Source organism: Ascidiaceihabitans donghaensis (assembly GCF_900302465.1).
In the GTDB taxonomy this organism is placed as follows: Bacteria; Pseudomonadota; Alphaproteobacteria; order Rhodobacterales; family Rhodobacteraceae; genus Ascidiaceihabitans; species Ascidiaceihabitans donghaensis.
This window is the reverse complement of the sequence record NZ_OMOR01000002.1, coordinates 87,407-111,149: the sequence shown is the minus strand read 5'-3', so window position 1 is coordinate 111,149 and position 23,743 is coordinate 87,407. Positions and strand designations below refer to the sequence as shown.

The 23,743-nt window shown below is 56.6% G+C and carries 23 protein-coding genes; 11 read left to right on the top strand and 12 right to left on the bottom strand.

Annotation, left to right across the window (positions count from 1 at the left end):
• Positions 1–28: 28 nt before the first annotated feature.
• Complete coding sequence (locus ASD8599_RS19100) at positions 29–1,072, top strand: GlxA family transcriptional regulator (protein WP_245926165.1); 1,044 nt, start codon at positions 29–31, stop codon at positions 1,070–1,072.
• A 23-nt stretch (positions 1,073–1,095) separates the two neighbouring features.
• Here the strand turns inward: ASD8599_RS19100 and ASD8599_RS19095 are convergent, their stop codons facing one another.
• From ASD8599_RS19095 to ASD8599_RS19070, 6 genes are all read right to left on the bottom strand, one after another.
• On the bottom strand, positions 1,096–2,436 hold the full coding sequence (locus tag ASD8599_RS19095; protein ID WP_181364568.1) for an NAD(P)/FAD-dependent oxidoreductase: 1,341 nt from the start codon (positions 2,434–2,436) through the stop codon (positions 1,096–1,098).
• A gap of 1 nt (position 2,437) precedes the next feature.
• Positions 2,438–3,988, bottom strand: a complete 1,551-nt coding sequence (locus tag ASD8599_RS19090) for a trimethylamine methyltransferase family protein (protein WP_108830369.1) — start codon at positions 3,986–3,988, stop codon at positions 2,438–2,440.
• Entirely contained in the window at positions 3,985–5,463 is a 1,479-nt protein-coding gene (locus ASD8599_RS19085; RefSeq protein WP_108830368.1) for an aldehyde dehydrogenase, read from the bottom strand. Before ASD8599_RS19085 ends, ASD8599_RS19090 begins: the two co-directional genes overlap by 4 nt.
• A complete protein-coding gene (locus ASD8599_RS19080; RefSeq protein WP_108830367.1) occupies positions 5,460–6,368 on the bottom strand; it encodes a dihydrodipicolinate synthase family protein in 909 nt (302 codons plus the stop codon). The genes ASD8599_RS19085 and ASD8599_RS19080 overlap by 4 nt, the downstream gene beginning before the upstream one ends.
• Positions 6,358–7,062 (bottom strand): GntR family transcriptional regulator, encoded by a 705-nt coding sequence (locus ASD8599_RS19075; protein ID WP_108830366.1) that lies wholly within the window; start codon positions 7,060–7,062, stop codon positions 6,358–6,360. The genes ASD8599_RS19080 and ASD8599_RS19075 overlap by 11 nt, the downstream gene beginning before the upstream one ends.
• Positions 7,063–7,155: 93 nt before the next feature.
• A complete protein-coding gene (locus ASD8599_RS19070; RefSeq protein WP_108830365.1) occupies positions 7,156–7,737 on the bottom strand; it encodes a VOC family protein in 582 nt (193 codons plus the stop codon).
• 192 nt (positions 7,738–7,929) lie between these two features.
• Here ASD8599_RS19070 and ASD8599_RS19065 point away from each other — a divergent pair, with 192 nt between their 5' ends.
• The 6 genes from ASD8599_RS19065 to ASD8599_RS19040 all read left to right on the top strand — a co-directional run bounded on the left by ASD8599_RS19065 (position 7,930) and on the right by ASD8599_RS19040 (position 14,480).
• Positions 7,930–8,976: a rod shape-determining protein gene (locus ASD8599_RS19065; RefSeq protein ID WP_108830364.1), complete on the top strand. Its 1,047-nt coding sequence runs from the start codon at positions 7,930–7,932 to the stop codon at positions 8,974–8,976.
• Between the two features lie 61 nt (positions 8,977–9,037).
• Positions 9,038–9,934: a rod shape-determining protein MreC gene (gene mreC, locus ASD8599_RS19060; protein ID WP_108830363.1), complete on the top strand. Its 897-nt coding sequence runs from the start codon at positions 9,038–9,040 to the stop codon at positions 9,932–9,934.
• Positions 9,927–10,466, top strand: a complete 540-nt coding sequence (locus ASD8599_RS19055; RefSeq protein ID WP_108830362.1) for a rod shape-determining protein MreD — start codon at positions 9,927–9,929, stop codon at positions 10,464–10,466. Before mreC ends, ASD8599_RS19055 begins: the two co-directional genes overlap by 8 nt.
• Entirely contained in the window at positions 10,463–12,406 is a 1,944-nt protein-coding gene (gene mrdA / locus ASD8599_RS19050; RefSeq protein ID WP_108830361.1) for a penicillin-binding protein 2, read from the top strand. The genes ASD8599_RS19055 and mrdA overlap by 4 nt, the downstream gene beginning before the upstream one ends.
• A complete protein-coding gene (gene rodA / locus ASD8599_RS19045; RefSeq protein ID WP_108830360.1) occupies positions 12,403–13,554 on the top strand; it encodes a rod shape-determining protein RodA in 1,152 nt (383 codons plus the stop codon). The genes mrdA and rodA overlap by 4 nt, the downstream gene beginning before the upstream one ends.
• A complete protein-coding gene (locus ASD8599_RS19040) occupies positions 13,551–14,480 on the top strand; it encodes a 2-hydroxyacid dehydrogenase (RefSeq protein WP_108830359.1) in 930 nt (309 codons plus the stop codon). The genes rodA and ASD8599_RS19040 overlap by 4 nt, the downstream gene beginning before the upstream one ends.
• 51 nt (positions 14,481–14,531) lie before the next feature.
• Here ASD8599_RS19040 and ASD8599_RS19035 read toward each other — a convergent pair whose 3' ends face one another.
• The gene (locus tag ASD8599_RS19035) at positions 14,532–16,544 is read right to left on the bottom strand and encodes a M3 family metallopeptidase (protein ID WP_108830358.1); all 2,013 of its coding nucleotides are present in this window, start codon (positions 16,542–16,544) and stop codon (positions 14,532–14,534) included.
• Between the two features lie 54 nt (positions 16,545–16,598).
• Between ASD8599_RS19035 and ASD8599_RS19030 the strand changes: the two genes are divergently transcribed.
• Entirely contained in the window at positions 16,599–17,342 is a 744-nt protein-coding gene (locus ASD8599_RS19030) for an SGNH/GDSL hydrolase family protein (RefSeq protein WP_108830357.1), read from the top strand.
• Here the strand turns inward: ASD8599_RS19030 and ASD8599_RS19025 are convergent.
• The 5 genes from ASD8599_RS19025 to ASD8599_RS19005 form a co-directional block, all read right to left on the bottom strand.
• Positions 17,293–18,348: a HesA/MoeB/ThiF family protein gene (locus tag ASD8599_RS19025; RefSeq protein WP_108830356.1), complete on the bottom strand. Its 1,056-nt coding sequence runs from the start codon at positions 18,346–18,348 to the stop codon at positions 17,293–17,295. The genes ASD8599_RS19030 and ASD8599_RS19025 overlap by 50 nt on opposite strands.
• Positions 18,348–18,785: a dUTP diphosphatase gene (gene dut, locus ASD8599_RS19020; protein ID WP_108830400.1), complete on the bottom strand. Its 438-nt coding sequence runs from the start codon at positions 18,783–18,785 to the stop codon at positions 18,348–18,350. Before dut ends, ASD8599_RS19025 begins: the two co-directional genes overlap by 1 nt.
• A gap of 17 nt (positions 18,786–18,802) precedes the next feature.
• Positions 18,803–19,999: a bifunctional phosphopantothenoylcysteine decarboxylase/phosphopantothenate--cysteine ligase CoaBC gene (gene coaBC, locus ASD8599_RS19015; RefSeq protein WP_108830355.1), complete on the bottom strand. Its 1,197-nt coding sequence runs from the start codon at positions 19,997–19,999 to the stop codon at positions 18,803–18,805.
• 121 nt (positions 20,000–20,120) lie between these two features.
• Complete coding sequence (locus ASD8599_RS19010) at positions 20,121–20,897, bottom strand: ChaN family lipoprotein (RefSeq protein ID WP_181364567.1); 777 nt, start codon at positions 20,895–20,897, stop codon at positions 20,121–20,123.
• An 8-nt stretch (positions 20,898–20,905) separates the two neighbouring features.
• Entirely contained in the window at positions 20,906–21,784 is an 879-nt protein-coding gene (locus ASD8599_RS19005) for an RNA polymerase factor sigma-32 (RefSeq protein WP_108830353.1), read from the bottom strand.
• Positions 21,785–21,875: 91 nt separating this feature from the next.
• Here ASD8599_RS19005 and cobU point away from each other — a divergent pair, with 91 nt between their 5' ends.
• The 3 genes from cobU to ASD8599_RS18990 are packed head-to-tail and all read left to right on the top strand — an operon-like array spanning position 21,876 to position 23,725.
• The gene (gene cobU, locus ASD8599_RS19000) at positions 21,876–22,397 is read left to right on the top strand and encodes a bifunctional adenosylcobinamide kinase/adenosylcobinamide-phosphate guanylyltransferase (RefSeq protein ID WP_108830352.1); all 522 of its coding nucleotides are present in this window, start codon (positions 21,876–21,878) and stop codon (positions 22,395–22,397) included.
• Positions 22,394–22,987, top strand: a complete 594-nt coding sequence (locus ASD8599_RS18995; protein WP_108830351.1) for a histidine phosphatase family protein — start codon at positions 22,394–22,396, stop codon at positions 22,985–22,987. The genes cobU and ASD8599_RS18995 overlap by 4 nt, the downstream gene beginning before the upstream one ends.
• Positions 22,988–23,047: 60 nt before the next feature.
• Entirely contained in the window at positions 23,048–23,725 is a 678-nt protein-coding gene (locus ASD8599_RS18990) for a glutathione S-transferase (protein ID WP_108830350.1), read from the top strand.
• Positions 23,726–23,743: the final 18 nt, after the last annotated feature.

The following is a 23,743-nucleotide window of genomic DNA, read 5'->3' as shown; positions in this document are numbered from 1 at the left end:
GACCCCAAGGTTTTAAGGACGCAAACTGGTGAACACCGGCGTATTCAGCCCCTCAAATCGCCCCGATCTCGTGCCAGCGGGCGCGTTCAGCTATCCCGTCAAAGCCCCCCGCGACACGCGGTGGTTCGGGTTCTTGTTGCTTCCGCAATTTACTTTATTGGCGTTTAGTGCCGCTTTGGATCCGTTGCGCATTGCCAATCAACTGGCACAAAAGCCGCTATACGGCTGGCTTGTTTTGTCTGAAGACGGCGCACCTGTGTCGTCGTCCTCCGGTATCGACATCAGCGTACACGCGGCGCTGCGTGATCTTCCCCCAGAGGCATATCTTTTCGCGTGTTCTGGCAACAATGGCACCAAAGTTGCGTCGGCTTCTGTGCTGTCGCACCTGCGCCACCATGTGCGGTTTGGTGGTCACGCAGGCGGCATTTGCACGGGGGCTGCCACATTGGCGCGTGCAGGCTTGTTGGATGGCAAACAGTTTACTTTGCACTGGGAAAACCAGCCCGGTTTCATTGAAACCTTTCCACAGCTTGTCCCCTCCAGTCACAGGTTCGAGCGTGACGGGACCCTTTTGACCTGTGGCGGGGGGGCAGCTGCCACCGAAATGATGATTTCGGTCATCGCAGAGGACTACGGCGAAGACTTTGCCATCGCCGTGTCGGACATGTGCCTGAACGGGCCGGACATTTCCAAACGCAGTGAACAGCGGTCTTCCATTGCCAAAGCCATCAGTTCCAGAAACCCCCGCGTGCTGGCGGCATTGCGGGCGATGTATGAAAACATCGAAAACCCTTTGCATCTTGAGGATCTGGCCCGCAGCGCCGGCATTTCGCGCCGTCAAATGGAACGCCAGTTCAAACAACTGCTGGACGAAGCCCCTGCCCAGACCTACCGCAACATTCGCTTGGAAAGGGCGCGAACACTGTTGATGGAAACGGATCTCAGTGTCATGGAAGTCGCCATGGCCGCAGGGTTCAATTCCGACAGCGTCTTTTCGCGCCATTTCAAGTCGCGCTACGGTGAAACCCCTTACGGGCATCGCGGGCGCACCAAGGACAAGACCCGCCCTTAACCGTGCGCTTTTACGCTTCCGTTCTAAAGCTCAAGCCCAGCTTTTCGTTCTTGCCATTTCAAAACGGCTTTGGCGCCGATTTTGGTCAAAAACGGTGGTGGCAGAACTGATGGCGGATCTGCATCCAAAGCGCGGCTTAACCGGTCCGAAGGCGTGTTTGTGGCAAGCTCTGCCGCAAGTATCCCCGACAAAGTCCCGCGTGTTGTGCCCAGCCCGTTCTGGCAGCACGCAGCGTATAGGCCAGTGTCCACTTCGCGCACAACGCTGACATTGTTGCGGCTGAGGCACAGCCGCCCGCCCCAGCGATATTCCATCTCCACACCATCCAGCATCCCGAAGCGCGCCTTGAACGCTGCATCGTGATCACGGCCAACAGACCGGATACGCTGCTCGCCCACCTCCATAGTCGGGTCATAGGTAAAGCGGTTGCGCACAACGATGCGCGGACCTTGGGCCGTTTGGATGCGCCGCACCGTGCTTCCCATCGGGTCCGCAGGTGTGACACCCCAAATAGCGTGACCGCCCAAAGTCGCCGCTTCTTGTGCGGTGAGCACCCGCGTCATCGACGCATAGGTAAACACATGCATCAGTTGGTTTTCCATAAACCCGAAGCTGTTGAGATGCCCGTTCACGGCCAGAATAACTTTGGGCGCGGTCACGGACCCTGATGGCGTTGTGGCCGTCCAATTGCCGTTCCGTTCAAGCGTTGTCACCGGACTGTTTTCGAAAATCTGCACTCTGTTGGACACAAGCCCCCGCGCCACGCCACGCACAAACGCCGCAGGCTGGATGATCGCGGTGCCCGCTGTGTAAAGCCCACTTTGATAGTAACGCGTGCCTGTCATATCGGCCATCGCATCGGCATCCAGCATCTCGTGGGCTTCACCCATCGCGGAAAGATGCCCTGCGTATTCACGATTGTGTCTGCAGCCTTTCTCCGTTGCCGCGGCATTGATTTTGCCGCTGCGGACAAAAGCATCCGGACCCAAACCAAAGTCGCGCGCCATTTCGGACGCAAAATCGATAGCGTGCCGGTTGTCAGCGGTCAGCGAGATATCATGATCCAAGGCCCCGCCATAATCTGCTGACGACAAATCATGTGGCAGGTCTATCATGAAGCCTGAATTCCGGCCCGCCGGTCCCTCGGCCACACGCTTTGCCTCAAGCACCACAATGCGGTCTGTAGGACACAGCTGTGATAGCCGTCGCGCGGCAGCCAGCCCTGCAAATCCGGCACCGATTATGATCCAATCTGCCGTTTCGTTGCCATCGACGCTTTGCGCGGGTGCCGCATCGGGCAGCAACGCGTTCCATGCGGCGGGGCCCGGATCGATGGGCAATCTGCTGACGTTGATGCGGCTCATGTCACAGATCTTGGTTCAGGGAGTCGGCGGCTGGGATCTCGCGTTCACGGCGTGCGATGTAGTCCAGCAGTTCTTCGTTGACGCCTTCATCAAGCTTGGGTTCTTCGTATTCGCCCAACAAGTCGTGAACACGTTTCAACGCACGTTCATTGATCTCGACTGCCCCATCCGCTTGCCATTGCTCAATGGAATTGTTGTCAAACATTTCTGGCATGAAAAACGCGTCTTGGAATTTCTCAAGCGTGTGGGGGTGGCCCAGATAATGCCCGCCCGGCCCAACATCAGCCACGGCTGCAAGCGCCTGATCAAAATCATCCCATTTGATGCCGGATGCCATGCGATGGCCCATGGCGCATTGCTCTGCATCCACGACAAACTTGGCCATCGAACAGTGCATCCCTGCCTCGTTCCAGCCTGCGGAATGCCAAATGTAGTTGGCCCCGGACATAAGAACAGCCATCAACGTGGTTGCACTTTCATAGCCGGCTTGTGCATCAAAGGTCTTGGCACCCCCAAGCGTGTTAGAGGTCCGCCATGGCACATCATAGTGGCGTGCCATCTGACCGATCATCATATTCATCAGGCTGATTTCCGGCGTGCCAGCCATAGGCGCACCCGACTTCATCGACACAGTGGCAAGGTAGTGGCCATAAATTGCAGGCGTCCCTTTTCGAACGACCTGCGTATAGGCCAGCGCGGATAATGCTTCGGCATTAAGTTGCGCGACCGTGGCTGCGGTGGACGCTGGCGTGTTGGCCCCGCCCAATACAAAGGGCGAACACAGGATAGGTTGGTTATATTTCGCAAACGCCCGCAAGGCCCCAAGCATGGTTTCGTCCCAAACCAGAGGTGAATTGCCGTTACAATTGCCTGTCACGACCGGATGGGTCATCATGAAATCGCGACCAAACAAAATGGCACACATGTCCATCACATCCTCGGCGTTTTTGGGACTTGTTGTCATGCCCATGAACGTCTTGTCGCTGTGTTTCATCGAACTGTAAGTGATACGCAAATGCCGCTGGCTGATCGGATGATCGTAAGGTTCGACAATATGGTGCGCAGACGAATGGATCGCGGGCAGCATATGGCTAAGCTTATGGAAATTCGCCAAATCATCCAGCGTCGGATTGCGTCGCTTGTCTTCGAGATCGCGCAGGAACGGCGCGCCTGTCATTGGCACAAAAATCGAATGGTCGTTGCCAAACGGCAGGTTCTTTTCGGGATTGCGGGCGTGATAGGTGAACGATGACGGGATCGAGCTGATCAATTCACGCACGAGGCCCCGATCAAGGTGCACGCGTTCACCGCGCACATCCGCACCCGCCCTTTTCCAATCCGCCAGCGCAATATCATCGCGAAACACCACGCCCACGTTTTCCAGAATATCCATTGAGGCATTGTCGATCCGCACCACCTGTTCAGGCGACATCGGTTCTGTCAGGGGGATACCGCGTTTGAGGGCCGGTAGCATATTGATGTCACGCTTTTGGCGCACTGCTTTGCGTGCACCGCGTCCGCGACGTGTGGTTCCGACAGCTTCGACGCTCATCCGACGTTATCTCCGCTTTGCGGATCGGTGAGGTCGATCCAGATCGTTTTAAGTTCCGTAAACTGGTCATGGGCGTGCACACCGTTGTCGCGCCCACCAAACCCCGATTGCTTGTAACCGCCGAACGGGGTCGCAATATCGCCTTCGCCGTAGCAGTTGACGGTCACTGTGCCTGCGCGAATATCGCGGGCCGCACGAATGGCACGGCGTGTGTTTGCCGTGAAGACAGACGCGGCAAGACCGTAGTCTGTGTCATTGGCCACGGCGATGGCTTCGTCGTTGCTGGCCACTTCGATAACGGACAGGACCGGGCCAAAAATTTCGTCGCTGGCTTTGGCGTCGCCTGTCTTCACATGGTAAATCACGGGGGCCACGAACGGGCCCTCGCCCTGATCGTTCTTGTCAAGGAAACTGCGCACCTTTTTGCAGTGTTCTGCATCAATCAACGCGCCGATATGCGTGTTCGGATCAAGCGGATCGCCTACTTTCCAATCACGCAGACGCGCTTTGATCTTTTCCATCAGGGGCGCTTTGACTGCCGTATGCACGATCAGCCGCGAGGTCGCAGAACAGTTCTGGCCCGCATTCCAGAACGCCGCATTGACCACATGGCCCGCCACATGATCGAGGTTTTCGGCATCATCAAACACCACGGCAGGGTTCTTGCCGCCACATTCCAGCACGATCTTTTTGAGATTGCTGTCCGCCGCATAACGCAAGAACCGCTTTCCGGTTTCGGTCGAACCGGTAAAGCTGACCATATCAACATCCATGTGCAAACCCAGCGGTTCGCCCACAGACGGGCCGTCACCGGGCAAGACCTGCAACACACCGCGCGGAATGCCTGCCTCATGGGCAAGTTCGGCGACGCGCAGCGCGGTCAGCGATGTCTGTTCCGCAGGTTTGACGATCACGGAACAACCCGCCGCCAGTGCGGGGCCAATCTTCCAAGCCAGCATCATCAAAGGGAAATTCCACGGCAAAACGGCCCCCACCACACCAATCGGTTCACGTACAATCATAGAAATTGCATCGTCGCCCGTCGGGCTGGTCTGGTCGTAAATCTTATCCACGGCCTCCGCGTGCCATTTGATACAATGGATGGTTTCAGGCACATCAATGGTTTCGCAGTCAAGGATCGGCTTGCCGCTATCGAGGCTTTCCATCACCGCCAGTTCGCGGCGGTTGCGGGTGATCAATTTGCACAGTTTGATCAACACATCCTTGCGGTCCGATGGGTGCATCTTGGACCAGTGGCCCTGTTCGAACGCGTCGCGGGCTTTGCTGACGGCAAAGTCAACGTCGTCTGCATTGCACCCCGAAATCTCGGCCAGTGGATCGCCTGTCACGGGGTTCACGGTGGCGAATACACTGCCCGATCCGGCGCGGTATTTGCCGTCGATGAATGCGGTACGGGGAAAATCCAGATCAGCTGCGATGGCTTGGTATTCGGCCTGTGTTAAAAGGTCGCTCATATAACTTCTCCCGTGATGGCAGACACTGCCGTGTTCATGGTGCGGATGACATCTGCCAACTGGCGTTTGTCGTCCTTGTTCAGGGGTTGCAATGGCCGACGGGGTGGACCGGCATCTATGCCGCGCAATGTGAGGCCGTACTTGATACACTGCACAAACTTACCGCCTTGTTCGAGAACCCCCATCAGCGGCAGCATGGCCGACATAATGGCGCGTCCTTTGGTAAAATCCCCCTCAACGGCGCAGGCTTGATAAAGTGCGATATGTGCCTCGGGGGCAAAGTTTGATCCCGCACAGACCCACGACCGCGCGCCCCATGCAAAAAACTCGAGCGCCTGATCGTCCATCCCGCAAGACAGTGCGATATGGGGGTAATCGCGCGCCAGCATGTGAACACGGTTGATGTCGCCGCTGCTTTCCTTGATGGCGCAAAAGTTTGGCGAACGGCCAAGGCGGTCCAGCGTTTCTTCGTCCATGTTCACAGACATACGGCCTGGATAATTATAAAGCATCGCGGGCAGATTAGCGGCACGATCAATCGCCAACGCGTGCAATGCAATCTCGCGGCCCGTGGGATAGGCATAGGGTGGTGTCGCAATCAAAAGCGCATCTGCACCGGCTTTCTTGGCCTCTTGGGCATAGAGGATACTGTCCTCTGTGCGAATGGCACCGGTGCCCACAATCATTGGAACACGTCCACCGATCAACTTTGCGCAGTGGTTCATCATCCAGACGCGTTCTTCTTCGGTCTGGGCGTAGTATTCGCCAGTAGACCCCGCGACAATGATCCCGTGGACACCCGCGGCAATCAGATGTTCTACGGTCTGGGCGAGCGCCTTTTCGTTAAGCGAAAAGTCGTCGTGATAGGGGGTCACCAGTGGCGTATAAATACCTTCAAATTGCATTGCGGCGGTCTTTCATTGAAATCACATCAAGGGGAAGCGGGTCGGGCCGGACATATTTTTCAAGCTGGTCGCGTGACAGATCCCAATGCTGCAGTGTCAGGTCGATGGCGACGTCGGCTTGTCCGGCTTCAATGGCTGCAATCATTGCATCGTGTTGGGCGATAGCCTTGTCCACGCGGGCCGCATCCGAGGACGACTGCGGGTTGAAAAATGTCTGGCTCAGGCGCGTGTGGTCGATCAACATCCGCTTGAGACCGGCAAAAAGATACGGATTTTGCGCCATTTCGCCAATCTGCTCATGAAACTGATGATTCAAAAGCGCTGACTGCGACACGTCGCGGGCTCTGGTGGCTGCTGCAAACGCGACCTGAATGTCCTTTAGTGCCGCAATCTGGCGGCTTGTTCGATTTTCCGCCGCCTGACGCGCAATCGCGCAATAGATCAACGGGGCCGTTTGGAAAAACACCCGCAGCGTTGCAAGGTCCATGGATTCAACTTTGGCGCCGCGATTTTCTTCCAGACGCACAAAACCGCCCCCCGCCAAACGGTGTAGAATTTCGCGCAACGGGGTGCGTGAAATGCCATATTCTTCCGCAAGGCGCGCTTCATCAAGGTCCGTGCCCGGCGCAATATCCTGGGTCAGAATACGCGCTTTGAGGTCTTCGCCGCAGTGTATTTTCTTATTTTTGGTCATTCGGGATTCTCCAATACAATTTGTATAATCAAAAAATACAAAATCCGTCAAACGAAAAAAGCACCCCGTAAAAAGCCGCGCACTTAGACCGGATCAGTATGGATGCTTGGCAGTTCTGTCAGCACTTAACGAGGTTTGCGAGCGTTCTACGATCAACTCAACCGCATCTGCCAAATGGACTTCGCCAATGGCGGCATCCCCTGCCGCTACGCGCAGTTTATGCGCCTCCAGCATCACTTCAGCATGGCTTGATCCACGCGGCGGAATGAATTTGTAACAGGCAAGTTCAATCAAAAGCCCAAGCGGGTCCTTGAAATAGATGGAATCCATAAACCCACGATCTTTCACACCGGAATGGCCAATACCCCGCGCGTCTAGGCGTCCAGGCACCTGGCTGAACATCGCCCTGTCCACTTCAAACGCCAGATGATGCACACATCCGGCATCCGTCGGGGTGCGCCCCCGATCTGCAGTGCGATCTTCATTGGTGAAAATGGTGATCAACCGACCGTCACCGGGATCAAAATACAAGTGGCCTTCATCGGGATCGTCCAGATTGGGTTGGTCGAAAATAAAAGGCATTCCCAACAGACCTTCCCAAAAATCAATCGAAGTCTGCCTGTCCGCCCCCATGATCGTTATGTGGTGAACACCCAACACCTGAATTTTGCGCATAACGCCCCCTATCATTTGCCGTATTGATCAACCCTAACATGGCAACTGCAGCGATCTAGCGGAAATGCGCCGAATATCGGGACAATTCCCCGCGCCACCCCCCTTTCGTCTAAAGCCGTCACGGCCTATAAGTCGCTCGGCTTGCTGGTCCCGACTCGCAGGCGGAATGGGTTTTTGGCAAGGCAGGCGCGGATGGCGATCTTTGATAAATTGGGTGGGCTCTTTTCGTCGGATATGGCGATTGACCTCGGCACCGCAAACACACTTGTCTATGTCAAAGGCAAAGGCGTGGTTTTATCCGAACCTTCTGTGGTGGCCTACCACATCAAAGACGGTGTGAAAAAAGTTCTGGCTGTCGGCGAAGACGCCAAGTTGATGCTGGGCCGCACACCCGGATCAATCGAAGCCATCCGGCCCATGCGCGAAGGCGTGATTGCGGATTTTGACACCGCCGAGGAAATGATCAAGCACTTCATCCGCAAAGTGCACAAACGATCTACCTTTTCCAAGCCCAAGATTATCGTGTGCGTACCGCACGGCGCCACACCGGTAGAAAAACGCGCCATTCGCCAGTCAGTTTTGTCAGCAGGTGCGCGCCGCGCTGGCCTGATTGCGGAACCCATTGCCGCGGCCATCGGTGCGGGCATGCCCATCACTGACCCCACAGGCAACATGGTTGTGGACATCGGCGGCGGGACCACCGAAGTTGCGGTGCTGTCGCTGGGCGACATCGTTTATGCGCGCTCTGTGCGTGTGGGTGGCGACCGTATGGACGAAGCCATCATCAGCTATTTGCGCCGCCAGCAGAACCTGCTTGTGGGCGAGACCACAGCCGAGCGCATCAAAACCAGCATCGGCACGGCGCGCATGCCGGACGACGGGCGCGGCACCTCTATGCAAATTCGCGGACGCGACCTGCTAAATGGCGTGCCCAAGGAAATCGAAGTCACTCAGGCGCAAATCGCCGAAGCGCTGGCTGAACCCGTGCAGCAAATTTGCGAAGCGGTGATGACCGCTCTGGAAACCACGCCCCCCGATTTGGCCGCAGACATCGTGGACCGTGGCGTGATGCTGACCGGTGGTGGGGCATTGCTGGGTGATCTGGATTTGGCGCTGCGCGAACAAACCGGATTGGCCGTGTCGATTGCGGACGAATCCCTGAACTGCGTGGCTTTGGGCACCGGCAAAGCGCTGGAGTATGAAAAACAACTGCGCCACGCCATCGACTATGATAGTTGAGGGAACAGGCCTAGTTTTCTAAGCCTTCCCAAGCCCCTACCCCAAGCAGGACACCCCCGCATTGGCCAAGGATAGATCAAACAACTACGACTATGCAGGTCCGTTGCGGCGGTTGCTTTTTGTCGTCTTATCGCTTGTTCTGATTGCTATATTTTTGGTTTGGCGTATCGACAGCCCGCGTGTGGAACGGTTTCGTTTGCATGTCACGGACCGTATCGTGCCGAACTTTGACTGGGCGATGGCCCCCGTCACAGGCACCGTCAACTTGCTGCGCGATTTCCAAAGCTACCAACGCATTGCAGAACAGAATCAGGAATTGCGCCGCGAATTGCGTAAAATGCAGTCGTGGAAAGAAGCGGCTTTGCAGCTGGAACAGGAAAACGCGCGCCTGCTGGATCTGAACAACGTCCGTCTTGATCCAAGACTGACGTTTGTGACGGGTGTCGTATTGGCGGATTCAGGATCGCCGTTCCGACAGTCTGTGTTGCTGAATGTGGGCGTGCGTGACGGTTTGGTTGATGGGTGGGCCACCATGGACGGGATCGGTTTGGTGGGGCGCATTTCAGGTGTCGCCCAGAACACCAGCCGCGTCATTTTGCTAACGGATGCCTCAAGCCGTATTCCCGCCATCGTGCAGCCCTCTGGCCAGCGCGTCATTGTGGCCGGCGACAACACCGCCGCCCCCCCGATCGACTTCCTTGAGAACCCCGACTTGATCCGCCCCGGCGACCGCGTTGTCAGTTCTGGAGATGGTGGGGTTTTCCCCGCCGGATTGCTGATAGGTCAAGTCGCTGCCGATCCGGGCGGGCGCTTGCGTGTCAGACTGGCTGCTGATTATGAGCGGCTTGAATTTTTGCGCGTGCTGCGCAGCTACGGCAGCGAACCGGTGCGCGACAGTGCGGGGGTCGTGGCACCCCTGACCTTAACCGAACAGGTAGAGGGCACAGCCAGTGAATGAACTGTCCGTATCGCGTCGGTGGGTTATGGGATTGTATTTTACAGTCCTGTCCTTTGGCATAATTTTTCTTCATCTTCTGCCTTTGGACACGCTGCCTGCACGATGGGTCATGCCGGACTTGCTGATGGGGTTTGCCTTTGCGTGGACCGTGCGACGCCCTGAATATGTGCCCGTGCTGCTGTTGGCTGTTGTCTTTTTGATGGCCGATCTGCTTCTACAACGTCCCCCCGGTCTTTGGGCTTTTTTGATGCTTTTGGCGTGTGAAAGCCTCAAAGCCCAAATTGGCAGTCTGCGCGTCACCGGCTTTCCCGTTGAATGGCTGACTGTGGCGGGCATGATTCTGGGCGTGACATTGGCCTATCGGCTGATCCTCTCGATATTGTTGGTTGAAATGCCGGGCTTTGGGCTGGCATTGATGCAGATGGGCTTTACCATTCTGATCTATCCGGTGATTGCTGGGGTGACGCATGCGTTTATGGGAGTGCGCAAATCCAATCCCGGTGATCTGGACACATTGGGGGACAGGGCATGAAGCGCACGCGCGCCGACATAGAGGCAAACCACCGCCTGATTTCCCGCCGCGCTGCCATTTTGGGGGGCGTTCAGCTGGTGTTTATGGGCGGTTTGGCCGCGCGTATGCGTCACTTGCAAGTCAATCAAGCCGACCAGTTCCGCCTGTTGGCTGAAGAAAACCGCATCAAATTCAAACTGATCCCCCCCGCGCGTGGCGAAGTCTTTGACCGCAACGGCGTGCAGTTGGCACAAAACATCCCGACCTACCAAATCAAGATCGTGCGCGAGGATGCGGGGGATGTGGAAAAAGTCCTGACCAAGCTGGCCACAGTGATGGAGCTGGACGCAGAGGTGCTGGAACGCGCACTGACCGAAATAAAACGCAGCGCACCATTCCACCCGGTCACGGTCGCTGACGATGTGGATTGGGACGACCTAAGCCGCGTGTCGGTGAACGCACCTGCCCTGCCCGGTGTCGCCCCTGAAATCGGACTTAGCCGTGTTTATCCTTTGGGCTCTGATTTTGCACATGTTCTGGGGTATGTTGGCCCCGTCAGCGACTACGATCTAAGCCGCCTTGATGATCCGGATGAATTGTTGCGCATTCCGCGCTTTCAAATCGGAAAAGTAGGCGTCGAGGCCAAGGTTGAAACGGCACTTCGCGGTGCCGCAGGCACACGGCAGGTCGAAGTGAACGCCGCCGGTCGTGAAATGCGCGAACTGGGCCGCCGCGAAGGCCGCCCCGGATCAGACATTCAGCTTAGCGTCGATGCAGAATTGCAAAATTACGTGCAAGCCAGACTTTCGGAAGAAAGCGCTAGCGCCGTGGTGATTGACTGTGAAACCGGTGATCTGGTCGCCATTGCATCTGCGCCCACCTATGATCCGAACCTGTTTGTGCGCGGCATCTCGGTGGCCGACTACAGTGCATTGACCGAAAACAAATACCGCCCGCTGGCATCCAAAACAGTGCAAGGCACCTATCCCCCGGGATCGACCTTTAAAATGATGACGGCAATGGCCGCACTGGAAGAAGGGTTGATCGAGCCCGAAGACACAGTGCGCTGCCCCGGCCACCTTGAGGTTGCGGATCGCAAGTTTCACTGCTGGAAACGCGCAGGCCACGGAAGTGTGAATTTGGAAAATTCGCTTAAGCAATCCTGCGACGTCTACTACTACGATCTGGCGCTGAAAGTCGGGATTGAAAAGATTTCAGCCATGGCCAACATCTTCGGGCTTGGCGTGCGCCATGATGTGCCTATGTCTGCGGTCGCGCGCGGGTTGACGCCCACCAAAGCATGGAAAGCCACAACGCACGGCAAAGACTGGGTGATCGGGGACACAGTCAACGCATCCATCGGGCAGGGATACATGCTGTCGTCGCCCTTGCAGTTGGCCGTCATGACCGCCCGACTGGCCACCGGGCGCAGTGTCGAACCGCGGCTTGTGAAATCCATCGACGGGGTGGAACAACCCTCAGGCGCAGGCCGCCCTTTGCCTTTGGACGATGACAACTTGCGCAAGATGCGCCGCGCCATGTTTGCAGTGGTCAATGACCGGCGCGGCACGGCCTACGGCAGTCGCATTATCGCCGATGGTATGCGGATGGCTGGCAAAACCGGCACCAGCCAAGTGCGCAACATCTCGGCCGCCGAACGTGCACGCGGTGTCATCCGCAACTCGGACTTGCCATGGGAACGGCGTGACCACGCGTTGTTTGTGGATTTCGCACCAGCCGACAACCCCAAATACGCTGTAGCCGTTGTAGTGGAGCACGGCGGCGGCGGATCAAAAGCCGCGGCACCGATTGCGCGCGACATCACGTTACAAGCATTATATGGCGGTCCCCCGCCTTTGTCGGCCTACCCGTCCAAAGACCGTGGACGCATCGGCGCACAGCAAAAGAAACTGCGTAAAATGCGCCCGACGGCTGCCTTTGATGGAAGCGACCAAGCATGAGTTATCTTGAGTATTCCGTTAAATCAGTCCCCACGGGACCGCGCAAAATACTGTTCCTGAACTGGCCTTTGACAATCTTGCTGGTGGCCGTCGCAGGCGTCGGGTTCCTGATGCTCTACTCTGTCGCGGGCGGCAGCTACAGCCCATGGGCAGAGCCACAGATGAAGCGTTTTGCCATGGGTCTTGTCCTGATGGTGCTGATCGGCATGGTGCCAATCTGGTTTTGGCGCAGCGTCGCAGGATTTGCTTACGGCGTGTCGGTAATGCTGCTGCTTGGGGTCGAATTTTTCGGCTCTGTCGGCATGGGGGCGCAGCGTTGGATCGACTTGGGGTTCATGCGCTTGCAACCTTCGGAATTGATGAAGATCACTTTGGTGATGTTTTTGGCGGCCTACTACGACTGGCTTCCAGCCAAGAAAAAGTCGAAACCGCTGTGGGTTTTGGTGCCGATTGTGATCATCTTGTTGCCGACAGCCCTTGTTATCCAGCAACCTGATCTTGGCACATCCATTCTGCTGCTGGCAGCCGGTGGCGGGTTGATGTTTCTGGCCGGTGTGCATTGGGCTTATTTCGCGGCCGTTATTGCCGCAGGCATCGGGTTGATTGCTGCAGTTTTTCAGTCGCGTGGACAGTCTTGGCAACTGCTGAACAACTACCAGTACCGCCGCATCGACACGTTTCTGGATCCCAGCCAAGACCCCCTTGGCGCGGGCTACCATATCACCCAGTCCAAGATCGCGCTTGGGTCGGGGGGCATTTCAGGGCGGGGTTTTATGCAAGGCACACAATCGCGGCTGAACTTCCTGCCTGAAAAACACACCGATTTCATCTTTACGACGTTGGCCGAAGAATTCGGGTTTATCGGGGCAATTTCGCTTCTGAGCCTCTATTTCCTCATCATCGTTTTCTGCATCTCGTCCGCCATCGCCAACCGCGACCGCTTTTCTTCGTTGCTGATCCTGGGCATCGCTTTGAACTTCTTTTTGTTCTTTGCCGTCAACATGTCGATGGTGATGGGCATGGCACCCGTCGTTGGCGTGCCGCTGCCCTTGGTCAGCTATGGCGGTTCCGCCATGTTGGTTCTTATGGTGGCATTCGGGTTGGTCCAAAGCGCACATATCCACCGTCCAAGGTCTTCAAATCTATGATAAACATCCTGTTCGCCGCACGCCCTGAACGCTGGCCCGCTTACGAAGCACCCTTAAAAACGGCCTTAGCGGATGCAGGCGTGTCAGCACATATCAGCCCCGACATAGCGCCCCAAGACGTAGATTATATTGTCTATGCGCCGAACTCGGATCTCAAAGACTTCACGCCCTTCACCCGCGCCAAAGCAGTGATGAACCTTTGGGCAGGCGTCGAAGGCATCGTGGGCAACGAAACACTCAAGATTCCGCTCACGCGCATGGTTGATCCCGGATTGACGCAAGGTATGGTCGAATGGGTGTTGGGGCATGCGATGCGGTTTCACCTTGGAATGGACGCCCATATTCACGCAAGCCCCGGCACGTGGGATCCTGTGCCGCCGCCCCTCACCTGGGACCGACGCGTTACCGTATTGGGGCTTGGTGAATTGGGGGCTGCCTGCGCCACGCAACTTGCGCAGGTCGGTTTCAACGTTACCGGCTGGTCACGTAGCCAGAAAGACATCGACGGCATCACGTGCCTGTCTGGGGCCAACGGTCTGACACAAGCACTTGAACGTGCCGATATCTGTGTGCTTTTGCTGCCCGATACCGCCGCGACGACCAACACGCTAAATGCGCAAACCTTGGCCATAATGCCAAAAAACGCGTGTATCATAAATCCTGGCCGTGGACCTTTGATCGACGACGACGCGCTGTTACAGGCGCTGGATTCCGGCCACATTGGGCATGCCGTTTTGGATGTCTTCCGACAAGAACCGCTGCCCAAAGATCATCCGTACTGGACACAACGCAACGTGTTGGTCACGCCGCATATCGCATCTGAAACGCGCCCCAAATACTCGGCGCTGACAATTGCAGAAAACATCAGCCGCTGCGAACGCGGTGATCCACTGCTGCATGTTGTGGACCGTTCACTGGGGTATTGAACCCCAATGTCCTTTTCCTGAAAAAGCGCGGGGGCAAAGCCCCCCACCCCTTTACGCCGCTAAGCCACGGCCTTTCAAAAGCGCCTCAACCCCCGGCAGACGCCCACGAAATGCGACGTAAAGTTCGGCGGCATCGAGGCTGCCGCCCTTGGATAAAATGTGCTCTTCCAGGGCTTTTGCGCGCTCTGTATCAAACGCGCCGCCGGCTTCCTCGAAAGATGCAAACGCATCCGCGTCCATAACTTCTGACCACATGTAGCTGTAATAGCCCGATGAATATCCATCACCCGAAAACACATGCGCAAACTGTGGTGTCGCGTGTCGCATGGCAATGGCATGGGGCATACCCATTTGCGTCAGTATCTCGGCTTGGCGGGCCATTGGATCGGCGGGCGCCGACCCATCGTGGAATTCCAGATCAACCATCGCCGACGCCACATATTCAACAGTCGAAAAGCCCATGTCATATGTCGCGGCCCCCAATACCTTCTCCAACAGGGTGCGGGGCATGGGTTGGCCAGTTTTGGCGTGGGTTGCAAATTCAGCCAAAACTTCGGGAACCTCCAACCAGTGTTCATAAAGCTGGCTGGGCAATTCAACAAAGTCACGCGCCACAGATGTGCCTGACACACTTTCATACGTCACATCCGACAACATCTGATGCAGCGCATGGCCAAATTCGTGAAACAACGTGCGTGCATCGTCATAAGACAACAGGGCCGGATCACCTTTGGCGAAGTTGCACACGTTGATAACAACGGGCGTTTGCGCCTGCGGGTACTTCGCCTGTGCACGCATCGCAGAACACCACGCGCCCGACCGTTTCGATCCACGTGCGAAATAGTCGCCAATAAACACAGCCACATGTTCGCCGTCACGCGTCACGTCCCAAGCGCGGCAATCGTCGTGGTACAAAGGCACATCCAATGGCTTGAACGACAGTCCAAACAACTTCGACGCACAATCAAATGACGCCTCGATCATGCGATCCAATTGGAAATATGGCTTCACTTCCGCCTCATCCAGATCATGCAAATCTTTGCGGCGGCGTTCTGCATAAAAGCGCCAGTCCCATGGCTCCAGATCGCCATTCACGCCATCGTCCCGCATCATTTGTCCCAAAACCCACGCGTCTGCATTGGCTTGGGCTTTGGCAGGTTCCCAAACGTCACTCAGCAATTTGCGCACCGCATCTGGTGTCTTGGCCATTTCGGTTTCCAACTTGTACTGCGCGAAGTTGGAATAGCCCAAAAGTTGTGCACGTTCTTCACGCAACGACAGCGTTTCTGCGGCGATGGCACGGTTGTCCGTGTCACCCCCATTTGCCCCACGCGCAACCCACGCTTTGTAGGCTTGTTCGCGCAAATCACGACGTGTCGAAAACTGCAGGAACGGCACGATGACGGATCGCGACAATGTCACAATCGGGCCATCCACTCCCTTTTCCTGCCCCGCGGCGTGTGCAGCGGCCACGGCAAAGTCCGGCAGACCCGCCATGTCACCCTCACCCAGTTCCAGATACCAGTCGCGTTCATCCGCCAAAAGGTTCTGCGTGAACTGTGTGCCAAGCACTGCCAGCCGCGCCTTGATCTCTTTCATGCGCTGCTCGTCCGCCCCAGTCAGTGCCGCACCCGACCGCACAAAACCGCGATGCGTCAACATAAGAACGCGCTGTTGTTCATCTGTCAGGTCAAGGCTGTCACGGGCGTCCCAAACGGCTGCAACACGCGAAAACAAAGCAGAATTTGCGGAAATCTCGGAAAAATGCGCCGCAAGTTTGGGCGAAAAGTCACGCTGCAAGGCCTCGCGTTGGGGGTTGCTGTCAGCACCAGCCATCGCGAAAAATGGACCCAACACACACTCAAGCTGGGCCCCCGCCGCCTCCAATGCCTCGACCGTGTTAGAGAATGACGGCGCGTCAACGGTACTGGTAATCGCGTCGATCTCACCCATATGAGACGCCAAGGCCGTGTCCAGTGCGGGCGCGAAATCGTCATCGGAAATCAGGTTGAATGGGGCAATGCCAAAGGGCGTGTCCCATGTGGAAAGCAATGGATTGGTCATGCAGGTCTCCTTTGATATGCAACCTAGGTCTGTGTGTATGAAAGAACAACGCCAATGCCCTTCGTATTCGAGATAATCGCCCGCGCCGTTTTGTTGCCTGTTCTGGTGGCGCAGGGGCTGTTTTTGCAAGCGCGTACGTTGCGGTTGCCCGAACCTGAGGGACCGCGCAGCGGCACTATGGGGCAAGGTCCAGCCCTGTCCGTTCTGATCATCGGCGACAGTTCAGCCGCAGGCGTCGGCGTGGACCATCAGGACGCGGCATTGGCGGGCCATCTGACCCAGACACTGGCCCAAACACACAGCGTGACGTGGCACTTGCACGCCAAAACCGGTGTGACCACGTCAGGGGTTTTGCAAAGTCTGGACGATCTTCCGGACATTCAGTTCGATGTGGCCGTGCAGGCCTTGGGCGTCAACGACATTACGTCGGGAACGTCCCTGCGGCGCTGGCTGCGGGATCAGCACAAGCTGGCGCAAGCGCTGCGGGACCGGCACGACATCGAACATTTCTGGATAACGGGCGTACCACCCATGTCCGATTTTCCGCTGCTGCCAAATCCATTGCGGTGGGTGCTGGGACGTCAGGCCATGCGGTTCGATCTGGCCCAACGTGCACGATGTGACACCGACGCGACCCTGCATTATGTGCCCGTCCAGTCGGTACTGGATGCGACAACCATGGCGTCAGACGGATTTCACCCAGGTCCCGCAATTTATGCCGATTGGGGGCAAGGCACCGCCGACTTGATCACATCGACTCTGAGGACCCGCAAACCGGACAATCAGACCGTGGTTTGATCCCGATCTTGCGGCTTTCGCCGTAAAGCGCGTCGTAGATCAACAGCTCACCCCGCAAAACGGCCCCAGCCCCTGCGATCAGTTTCACAGCTTCTATTGCCATCATTGATCCCACCACACCGGGCAGTGGGCCTACAACCCCCGCAACAGAACAATTGGGGGCAAGATCCGCAGAGGGGGCTTGCGGGAAGACACATTGGTAACAGGGCGCATCATTGGCCGGATCGAAGACGCTGATCTGGCCTTCCCATTGCGTCAAAGCCCCAGACACCAGTGGTACTTTGGCCGCAACACAAACAGCGTTCACCAGATACCGTGTCTCGAAATTGTCGCACCCATCAATCACCAGATCATATTCCGCAATCAATTCCGGCGCGAGATCCTGCGTAAGGCGGCGATTATAGGGTTTGACCACAACATAGGGATTTTGGGCAATCATCGCAGCTTCGGCCGAAAAGACCTTTGGTTTGCCAATATCCTCATCGCGGTGAATGACCTGACGTTGCAGGTTGGCGTTGTCGACAACATCGTCGTCAATCACACCGATTGTGCCCACACCAGCCGCCGCCAAATATTGCAGAACAGGCGCGCCCAACCCGCCGGCACCGACCACCAGAACCTTGGCTTGCTTCAGTGCCTTTTGGCCCGGACCACCCAATTCGCGCAAAACAATATGGCGGGCGTACCGGTTCAATTCTGTCTCGGTAAAGGTGCCGGGTTTCGGCGCTGGCGTATTTTGCGCCTCTTTCTGTTGCGCCCGTCCGCGCAGGTTTTTCAAAACCCACCGATACGCATAGACCAGCAGGCCCGCACCCCCCAAAATCAGCCAGAAGGCCCCACTTTCGCCTGTTGCCATGCGCAGCGGATGGCCATCATCCAAAACCACATGCAATGACAGCACGGCAATATAGAGCAGACCAATCATGGCCCACCGCGCGGTGTTCGGCGCACCCATAATGCGGCCCATGCCCCACAGCAAAGCCGCCAATCCAAATACCAGAACCATCAGCCGCGCCCCGTCGATCCAAAACCGCCCGCCCCGCGATCCGTATCGTCCAAAGCATCGACCACATCGAAGATAGCCTGAACGACGGGGGCCACAACAATTTGCGCAATGCGGTCGCCGTGGGCCACATGGAAGGGTTCCGATCCGGTGTTCAGTAAAATGATACCAACAGGGCCCCGGTAATCCGCGTCGATTGTGCCGGGGCTGTTGACCAAAGCAATGCCATGTTTCAGCGCAAGACCGGACCGCGGACGCACCTGCACTTCGAACCCTTGCGGGATCGCCATACTTAGGCCTGTAGGCACCAAAGCACGGGTGCCAGCAGCCAGTGTGATGCCAACACCATCCGGAAAATTGGCGCGGATGTCTGCGCCTGCGGCCCCTGCGGTTTCATAGCTTGGCAGGGCAACATCCGTATCCGCGCCCGCCACGCGCATAATTTCTATGGCAACCGTCACGATGCAAGTGCCTGCGCGATGCGGGCGGCCAATTTGGTCGCGACATCTGCCTTGGACATTCGAGGCCAGTCTTCGATGCCTGCGTCGTCAATCACATGCACCGCATTTTCAGCCCCCCCCATAATGCCCGTTTCAGGTGACACATCATTGGCCACAATCCAGTCGCATGCTTTGCGTTTGCGCTTTGCGGTGGCATTGGCTTGCACGTCATTGGTTTCGGCGGCAAAGCCCACAACCAGCTGCGGACGTCCTGTCTTCATCTGAGCAACCGTGGCCAGAATATCGGGGTTTTCGGCAAAGCTGAGTGTTGGCAGACCATCTTTGGATTTCTTCAGCTTGCGATCGCTGGCCCCCTGCACATGCCAGTCTGCGACAGCAGCTGCGAATATTGCAGCATCAGCCGGCAATGCAGTTTGCACAGCCTCAAGCATCTGTTGTGCCGTTTGAACAGGCACCACTTTGACATTTTCGGGTGGCGCAACATCTGCGGGGCCCGTCACAAACGTGACCTCGGCCCCAAGCGCCGTTAACGCCTGCGCCAATGCCGTGCCCTGTGCGCCCGACGATCGGTTGGCAATATAGCGCACAGGATCAATGGGTTCGTGGGTCGGCCCAGATGTCACCAGAATATGTTTGCCCGTCAAAGGCCCATCGCCAAGCTGTGCCTCTAGGGCCGCGACAATTTCCAATGGCTCTGCCATACGGCCCGGTCCAAATTCACCGCAGGCCATATCGCCATCGTTTGGACCAACAAAACTGACGCCATCGCCTTTAAGCGTTTCAATATTGCGTTGTGTTGCAGGGTGCTGCCACATCCGCACATTCATGGCGGGGGCAATCGTCACAGGCGTGTCTGTGGCCAGCAAAAGGGTCGATGCCAGATCGTTCGCAATGCCATGCGCCATCTTCGCCATCAAATCCGCAGTCGCGGGAGCCACAAGCACAATGTCTGCGCTGCGTGACAGTTGGATATGACCCATTTCAGCTTCTTCCGTCAGATCAAAAAGATCGCGGTACAGCTTTGATCCGCTTAAAGCAGAAACCGACAACGGCGTCACAAATTCTTCGGCAGATTTGGTCATGACAGGTGTCACAACCGCCCCGCGTTCGGACAAGCGACGTATCAGATCAAGGCTTTTATACGCCGCGATGCCGCCGCTGATGATAAGCAGGATTTTTTTGTCACGTAGCATAGGCTGGCTTTCCTGAGGGTATTGAACCGTTCCGATCAAACATATGCTGTGTGTTTGGTTTGTGCCAGTGCCAGCTGGGGCGCTGCCCCAGACCCCGGGATTTTTTAGGACAATGACAGGGTTATTGAAAGGCCGCGCAAGGGTCTGCGTCACGGACAGCCTGAGGGCTGAAGACCACTTGACTGAACACCCCTTGCGGCGCGCTGTCGTCTTCGCCTTGGCCAATGCTGTGAACCCTCAACTTCGGGTCAGCCTTTTCAAGGTAGACCGGCACCCCCCAATCCATTCGCGCGTGTCCGTTCCCTGTGATCAAAACCACCGGGCTTCCGTGTGTTTCCAACGCTTTGACCACCACCCGCGCAAACACAGCGTCTTTCAGTCGCTGTGCCTCGACCATGCCACCCATCATGTCCATCGGCATCGCGTCGCAATGTGCTTTGAACTGGAGTGTCATGCGGGTTTGCAATTCTGTTTCATTCAATTGGCTTGTCAGGCCGTATTTATCAGCATCGGGTCCAAAAACTGCCGCAGCCCCCTCTGAAAACGATTGCATAATAGCGTCGCGTTCGACGGCCGCCCCTATGATGACATCGCTGTTTGCCAGAACACTGGCATAGTCCGCAATGTTGGACCAATGAAAATCCAGTGTCGCGGCCTTCATCGCAGTTTCGTCTCGGGCCACATCGCGCAAAGCCTCACCTTCGCTTGGCGTCAGCATCTCGAACACAACTGCTTTGGGGGCCAAATCCCTGATCGCAGCCTCTTGCCGCTGGTGGTGATCGTGATTGTCATGCAATTCGCCAATAATCAGCACATCCTGCTGAATGCCCCATGCAAGGCGTTCTTCAGACGCAAAAGCCGCCCCTGTCAGGACGGCCAGTGCAAATGCGATTTTCAATACTAGGCTCATAGTAGGAAGTGATGCACTTCCTTGCTTTGACTTTCCAGCGCTTTACGCATTTTTCCAAAAGCGGCGGCTTCCAACTGGCGGACCCGTTCTTTGGACAGGGACAGCTCTGTTCCCAGACTTTCCAACGTACGCGGCGTGTCCCGCAGCTTGCGTTCGCGCACGATAAAACGTTCGCGTTCGTTCAATCCGTTCATGGCGTCCAACAACCAAGCCCGCAATTGTTCCGTGTCGTGTTCGTGTTCAACGACCTCGGCGGCTTGGGCGCTGTCGTCTTCCAACGCATCAATCCATTCGCGCCCCTCGTCTTCAACGGACTGGGTGGCATTCAACGAATAGTCAGAGCCGGACAAACGCCCTTCCATCATTTCAACATCGTGCAACGGCACACCAATTTCCGTAGAGATCATCTGGCGCAGCTGATGTTTGTCCAAAGGTGCACCGGCTGAAGCACTTTCCCTTTCCAGCCGCGCTTGAACACGGCGCATGTTAAAGAACAGGGACTTTTGCGACGATGTCGATCCTGTGCGCACCATAGACCAGTTCCGCATCACATAGTCTTGAATGGACGCTTTGATCCACCACACTGCATAGGTTGAAAACCGCACGCCCCGGTCGGGGTCGAATTTTTCGGCCGCTTTCATAAGACCAAGGCCCGCTTCCTGAATCAGATCGTTCATGGGGGCGCCGTAGCGTTTGAACTTGGAGGCCATCGAAATCGCCAGCCGCATGTAGGCCGTGATCAGGCGGTGCAGTGACTTTTCGCATCGCTCGTCGCGCCACGCATATGCCAGCCGTAGTTCCGTGTCTGCATCCAACAGTTCGGCCTTCATGGCCACCCGCGACAAGGTCATGTCTCTTGCTGTATCTAAAGCCATCGTGGCATCCCCCTAATCAGTGCGCTTGTTCTGCGCAGTTGATAGAGATACGCAGTCATCCACGGTTTGGTTCACCACAAAGTTGGAAAAAATGTTGCCTCCATTGTCTTTCATCCTAGGCGGCGCTGCCTCGGGCAAGTCGGTCTTCGCGGAAAACCTTATCCTAAACAGTCGGTTATCCCCTGTTTATGTGGCCACTTCACGCATCTGGGACGATGAGACGAAAAAACGTGTTGATGTTCATCAAGCGCGGCGGGATGAGAGGTGGCGTAGCATTGATGCCCCCTTCGATATTGCGCCTGCATTGCAGGACGTCACCGCGAACGATTGTGTTTTGATCGATTGTGCCACCATGTGGCTGACCAACCACTTGCTGGAAGAACATGATCTGGCCGACGCGGAGCACAGCCTGCGAACAGCACTGGCCGCATGTACCGCCCCATGTGTGATTGTGTCTAACGAAGTGGGTCAGGGCATTGTGCCCGACAACGCGTTGTCGCGCCGCTTTCGAGAAGCACAGGGGCGTTTGAACATCGCTTTGGCCTCTCAAGCTTCATTGGTGGTGCAAGTGGTCGCTGGACTGCCCAATGTCCTGAAAGGAACCCTGCCATGAGCTTACTTCACACAACAACGTGGCACTGGGTCCGGCATGGGCCAACGCATCAAAAGACGTTTGTCGGATGGCGGGACGTTCCAGCGGATTTGTCTGACGCAGATCAATTAAAGCGGGTGTGCGATGCGCTGCCAGAAGACGCATTGGTCATCAGTTCCGATTTGATGCGTTGCATCGATACCGCAGACGCAGTGGCCGCAAATCGTCAGCGGCTGCCACATGCGGCCGGATTGCGTGAATTGCATTTCGGGTCATGGGACGGGGTACATTTTTCAGATATTTCAGATCGGCATCCGACACTCAGCCGCACGTATTGGGAAACACCGGGTGATGCGACCCCACCGGGCGGCGAAAGCTGGAACGACGCAGCCCATAGGGTGCATACCGCTGTGCAGCACATCGCACAGCAAAATCCGGGCAGGCACATCATCGCCGTGGCGCATTTCGGAGCGATCCTGACACAAGTGCAACAGGCGATGGGCATTTCGGCCCAACAGGTGCTGGGGCATAAAATCGACAACCTGTCTGTGACCACCATTGATTGGACACGCCCCCAAGACCGGGTGACGCGGATCAATCACCTCTTGTGATGAAGCTGCGCACAAAACGCTGTTTGCGCGATGTGTCGAGACCGGATTACGCTTTGGCCCATGACTTATGATTTGTATATCGGTGATCGCACCTTTTCGTCCTGGTCGCTGCGCGGCTGGCTGATGCTCGAAAAATTCGGGCTGGATTTTAACACACATTTGGTGGGGCTGTATGCTGGCACGATGGCCGATGAAATGGCCCACCTTGCCCCTGCAAAACTGGTGCCAACTTTGCGACTGGCAGATGGAACAGTGGTTGGTGAAAGCCTTGCTATGGCGGAAACCTTGGCTGAACAAAACCCTGATGCACATATGTGGCCAAAGGATGCAGCAGCACGGGCCACAGCCCGTTGGATCAGCGCCGAAATGGCGTCCAGTTTCGGGGCAATTCGCGGCCAATGCCCGATGCAGTTGCAACATGTGAATGTGGGCTTTGCGGTGGACGCCGCGTTGCAATCGGATCTGGACCGGATCGAGGTTCTATGGGCCCATGCAAGCCGTTTCAAAAGCGACGGGCCTTGGCTGTTTGGGGCTTATTCCATTGCGGATGCCATGTTCGCGCCTGTGGCCGCGCGTATTGTAGGCTACGATTTGCCCGTGTCGGACGCGGCGCGCAACTATTGCATGACCGTTTTGAATGACAGCGCCTTTAAGGCATGGCGGGCATTGGGGCAAGAGGTCACATATGACCCGTTCCCCTACGACATGGGCGTGCCCACAAAAGACTGGCCGGTATAGCACACAGAATGTTCGCCG

What these genes read in the sequence shown, in the direction of transcription:
- dut (WP_108830400.1), bottom strand. Translation starts at nt 18,785, where the DNA reads ATGCGCGTGGCGGGCGCGGATACGGATGTTGCCCTGCCAAGCTATGAA.
- ASD8599_RS19030 (WP_108830357.1), top strand. Translation starts at nt 16,599, where the DNA reads ATGCCCTTCGTATTCGAGATAATCGCCCGCGCCGTTTTGTTGCCTGTT.
- mrdA (WP_108830361.1), top strand. Translation starts at nt 10,463, where the DNA reads ATGAAGCGCACGCGCGCCGACATAGAGGCAAACCACCGCCTGATTTCC.
- ASD8599_RS19095 (WP_181364568.1), bottom strand. Translation starts at nt 2,436, where the DNA reads ATGAGCCGCATCAACGTCAGCAGATTGCCCATCGATCCGGGCCCCGCC.
- ASD8599_RS19025 (WP_108830356.1), bottom strand. Translation starts at nt 18,348, where the DNA reads ATGGTTCTGGTATTTGGATTGGCGGCTTTGCTGTGGGGCATGGGCCGC.
- ASD8599_RS19070 (WP_108830365.1), bottom strand. Translation starts at nt 7,737, where the DNA reads ATGCGCAAAATTCAGGTGTTGGGTGTTCACCACATAACGATCATGGGG.
- cobU (WP_108830352.1), top strand. Translation starts at nt 21,876, where the DNA reads ATGTTGCCTCCATTGTCTTTCATCCTAGGCGGCGCTGCCTCGGGCAAG.
- ASD8599_RS19040 (WP_108830359.1), top strand. Translation starts at nt 13,551, where the DNA reads ATGATAAACATCCTGTTCGCCGCACGCCCTGAACGCTGGCCCGCTTAC.
- ASD8599_RS19005 (WP_108830353.1), bottom strand. Translation starts at nt 21,784, where the DNA reads ATGGCTTTAGATACAGCAAGAGACATGACCTTGTCGCGGGTGGCCATG.
- ASD8599_RS19075 (WP_108830366.1), bottom strand. Translation starts at nt 7,062, where the DNA reads ATGACCAAAAATAAGAAAATACACTGCGGCGAAGACCTCAAAGCGCGT.
- ASD8599_RS19085 (WP_108830368.1), bottom strand. Translation starts at nt 5,463, where the DNA reads ATGAGCGACCTTTTAACACAGGCCGAATACCAAGCCATCGCAGCTGAT.
- coaBC (WP_108830355.1), bottom strand. Translation starts at nt 19,999, where the DNA reads ATGCTACGTGACAAAAAAATCCTGCTTATCATCAGCGGCGGCATCGCG.
- rodA (WP_108830360.1), top strand. Translation starts at nt 12,403, where the DNA reads ATGAGTTATCTTGAGTATTCCGTTAAATCAGTCCCCACGGGACCGCGC.
- ASD8599_RS18990 (WP_108830350.1), top strand. Translation starts at nt 23,048, where the DNA reads ATGACTTATGATTTGTATATCGGTGATCGCACCTTTTCGTCCTGGTCG.
- ASD8599_RS19035 (WP_108830358.1), bottom strand. Translation starts at nt 16,544, where the DNA reads ATGACCAATCCATTGCTTTCCACATGGGACACGCCCTTTGGCATTGCC.
- ASD8599_RS19080 (WP_108830367.1), bottom strand. Translation starts at nt 6,368, where the DNA reads ATGCAATTTGAAGGTATTTATACGCCACTGGTGACCCCCTATCACGAC.
- ASD8599_RS18995 (WP_108830351.1), top strand. Translation starts at nt 22,394, where the DNA reads ATGAGCTTACTTCACACAACAACGTGGCACTGGGTCCGGCATGGGCCA.
- ASD8599_RS19065 (WP_108830364.1), top strand. Translation starts at nt 7,930, where the DNA reads ATGGCGATCTTTGATAAATTGGGTGGGCTCTTTTCGTCGGATATGGCG.
- ASD8599_RS19090 (WP_108830369.1), bottom strand. Translation starts at nt 3,988, where the DNA reads ATGAGCGTCGAAGCTGTCGGAACCACACGTCGCGGACGCGGTGCACGC.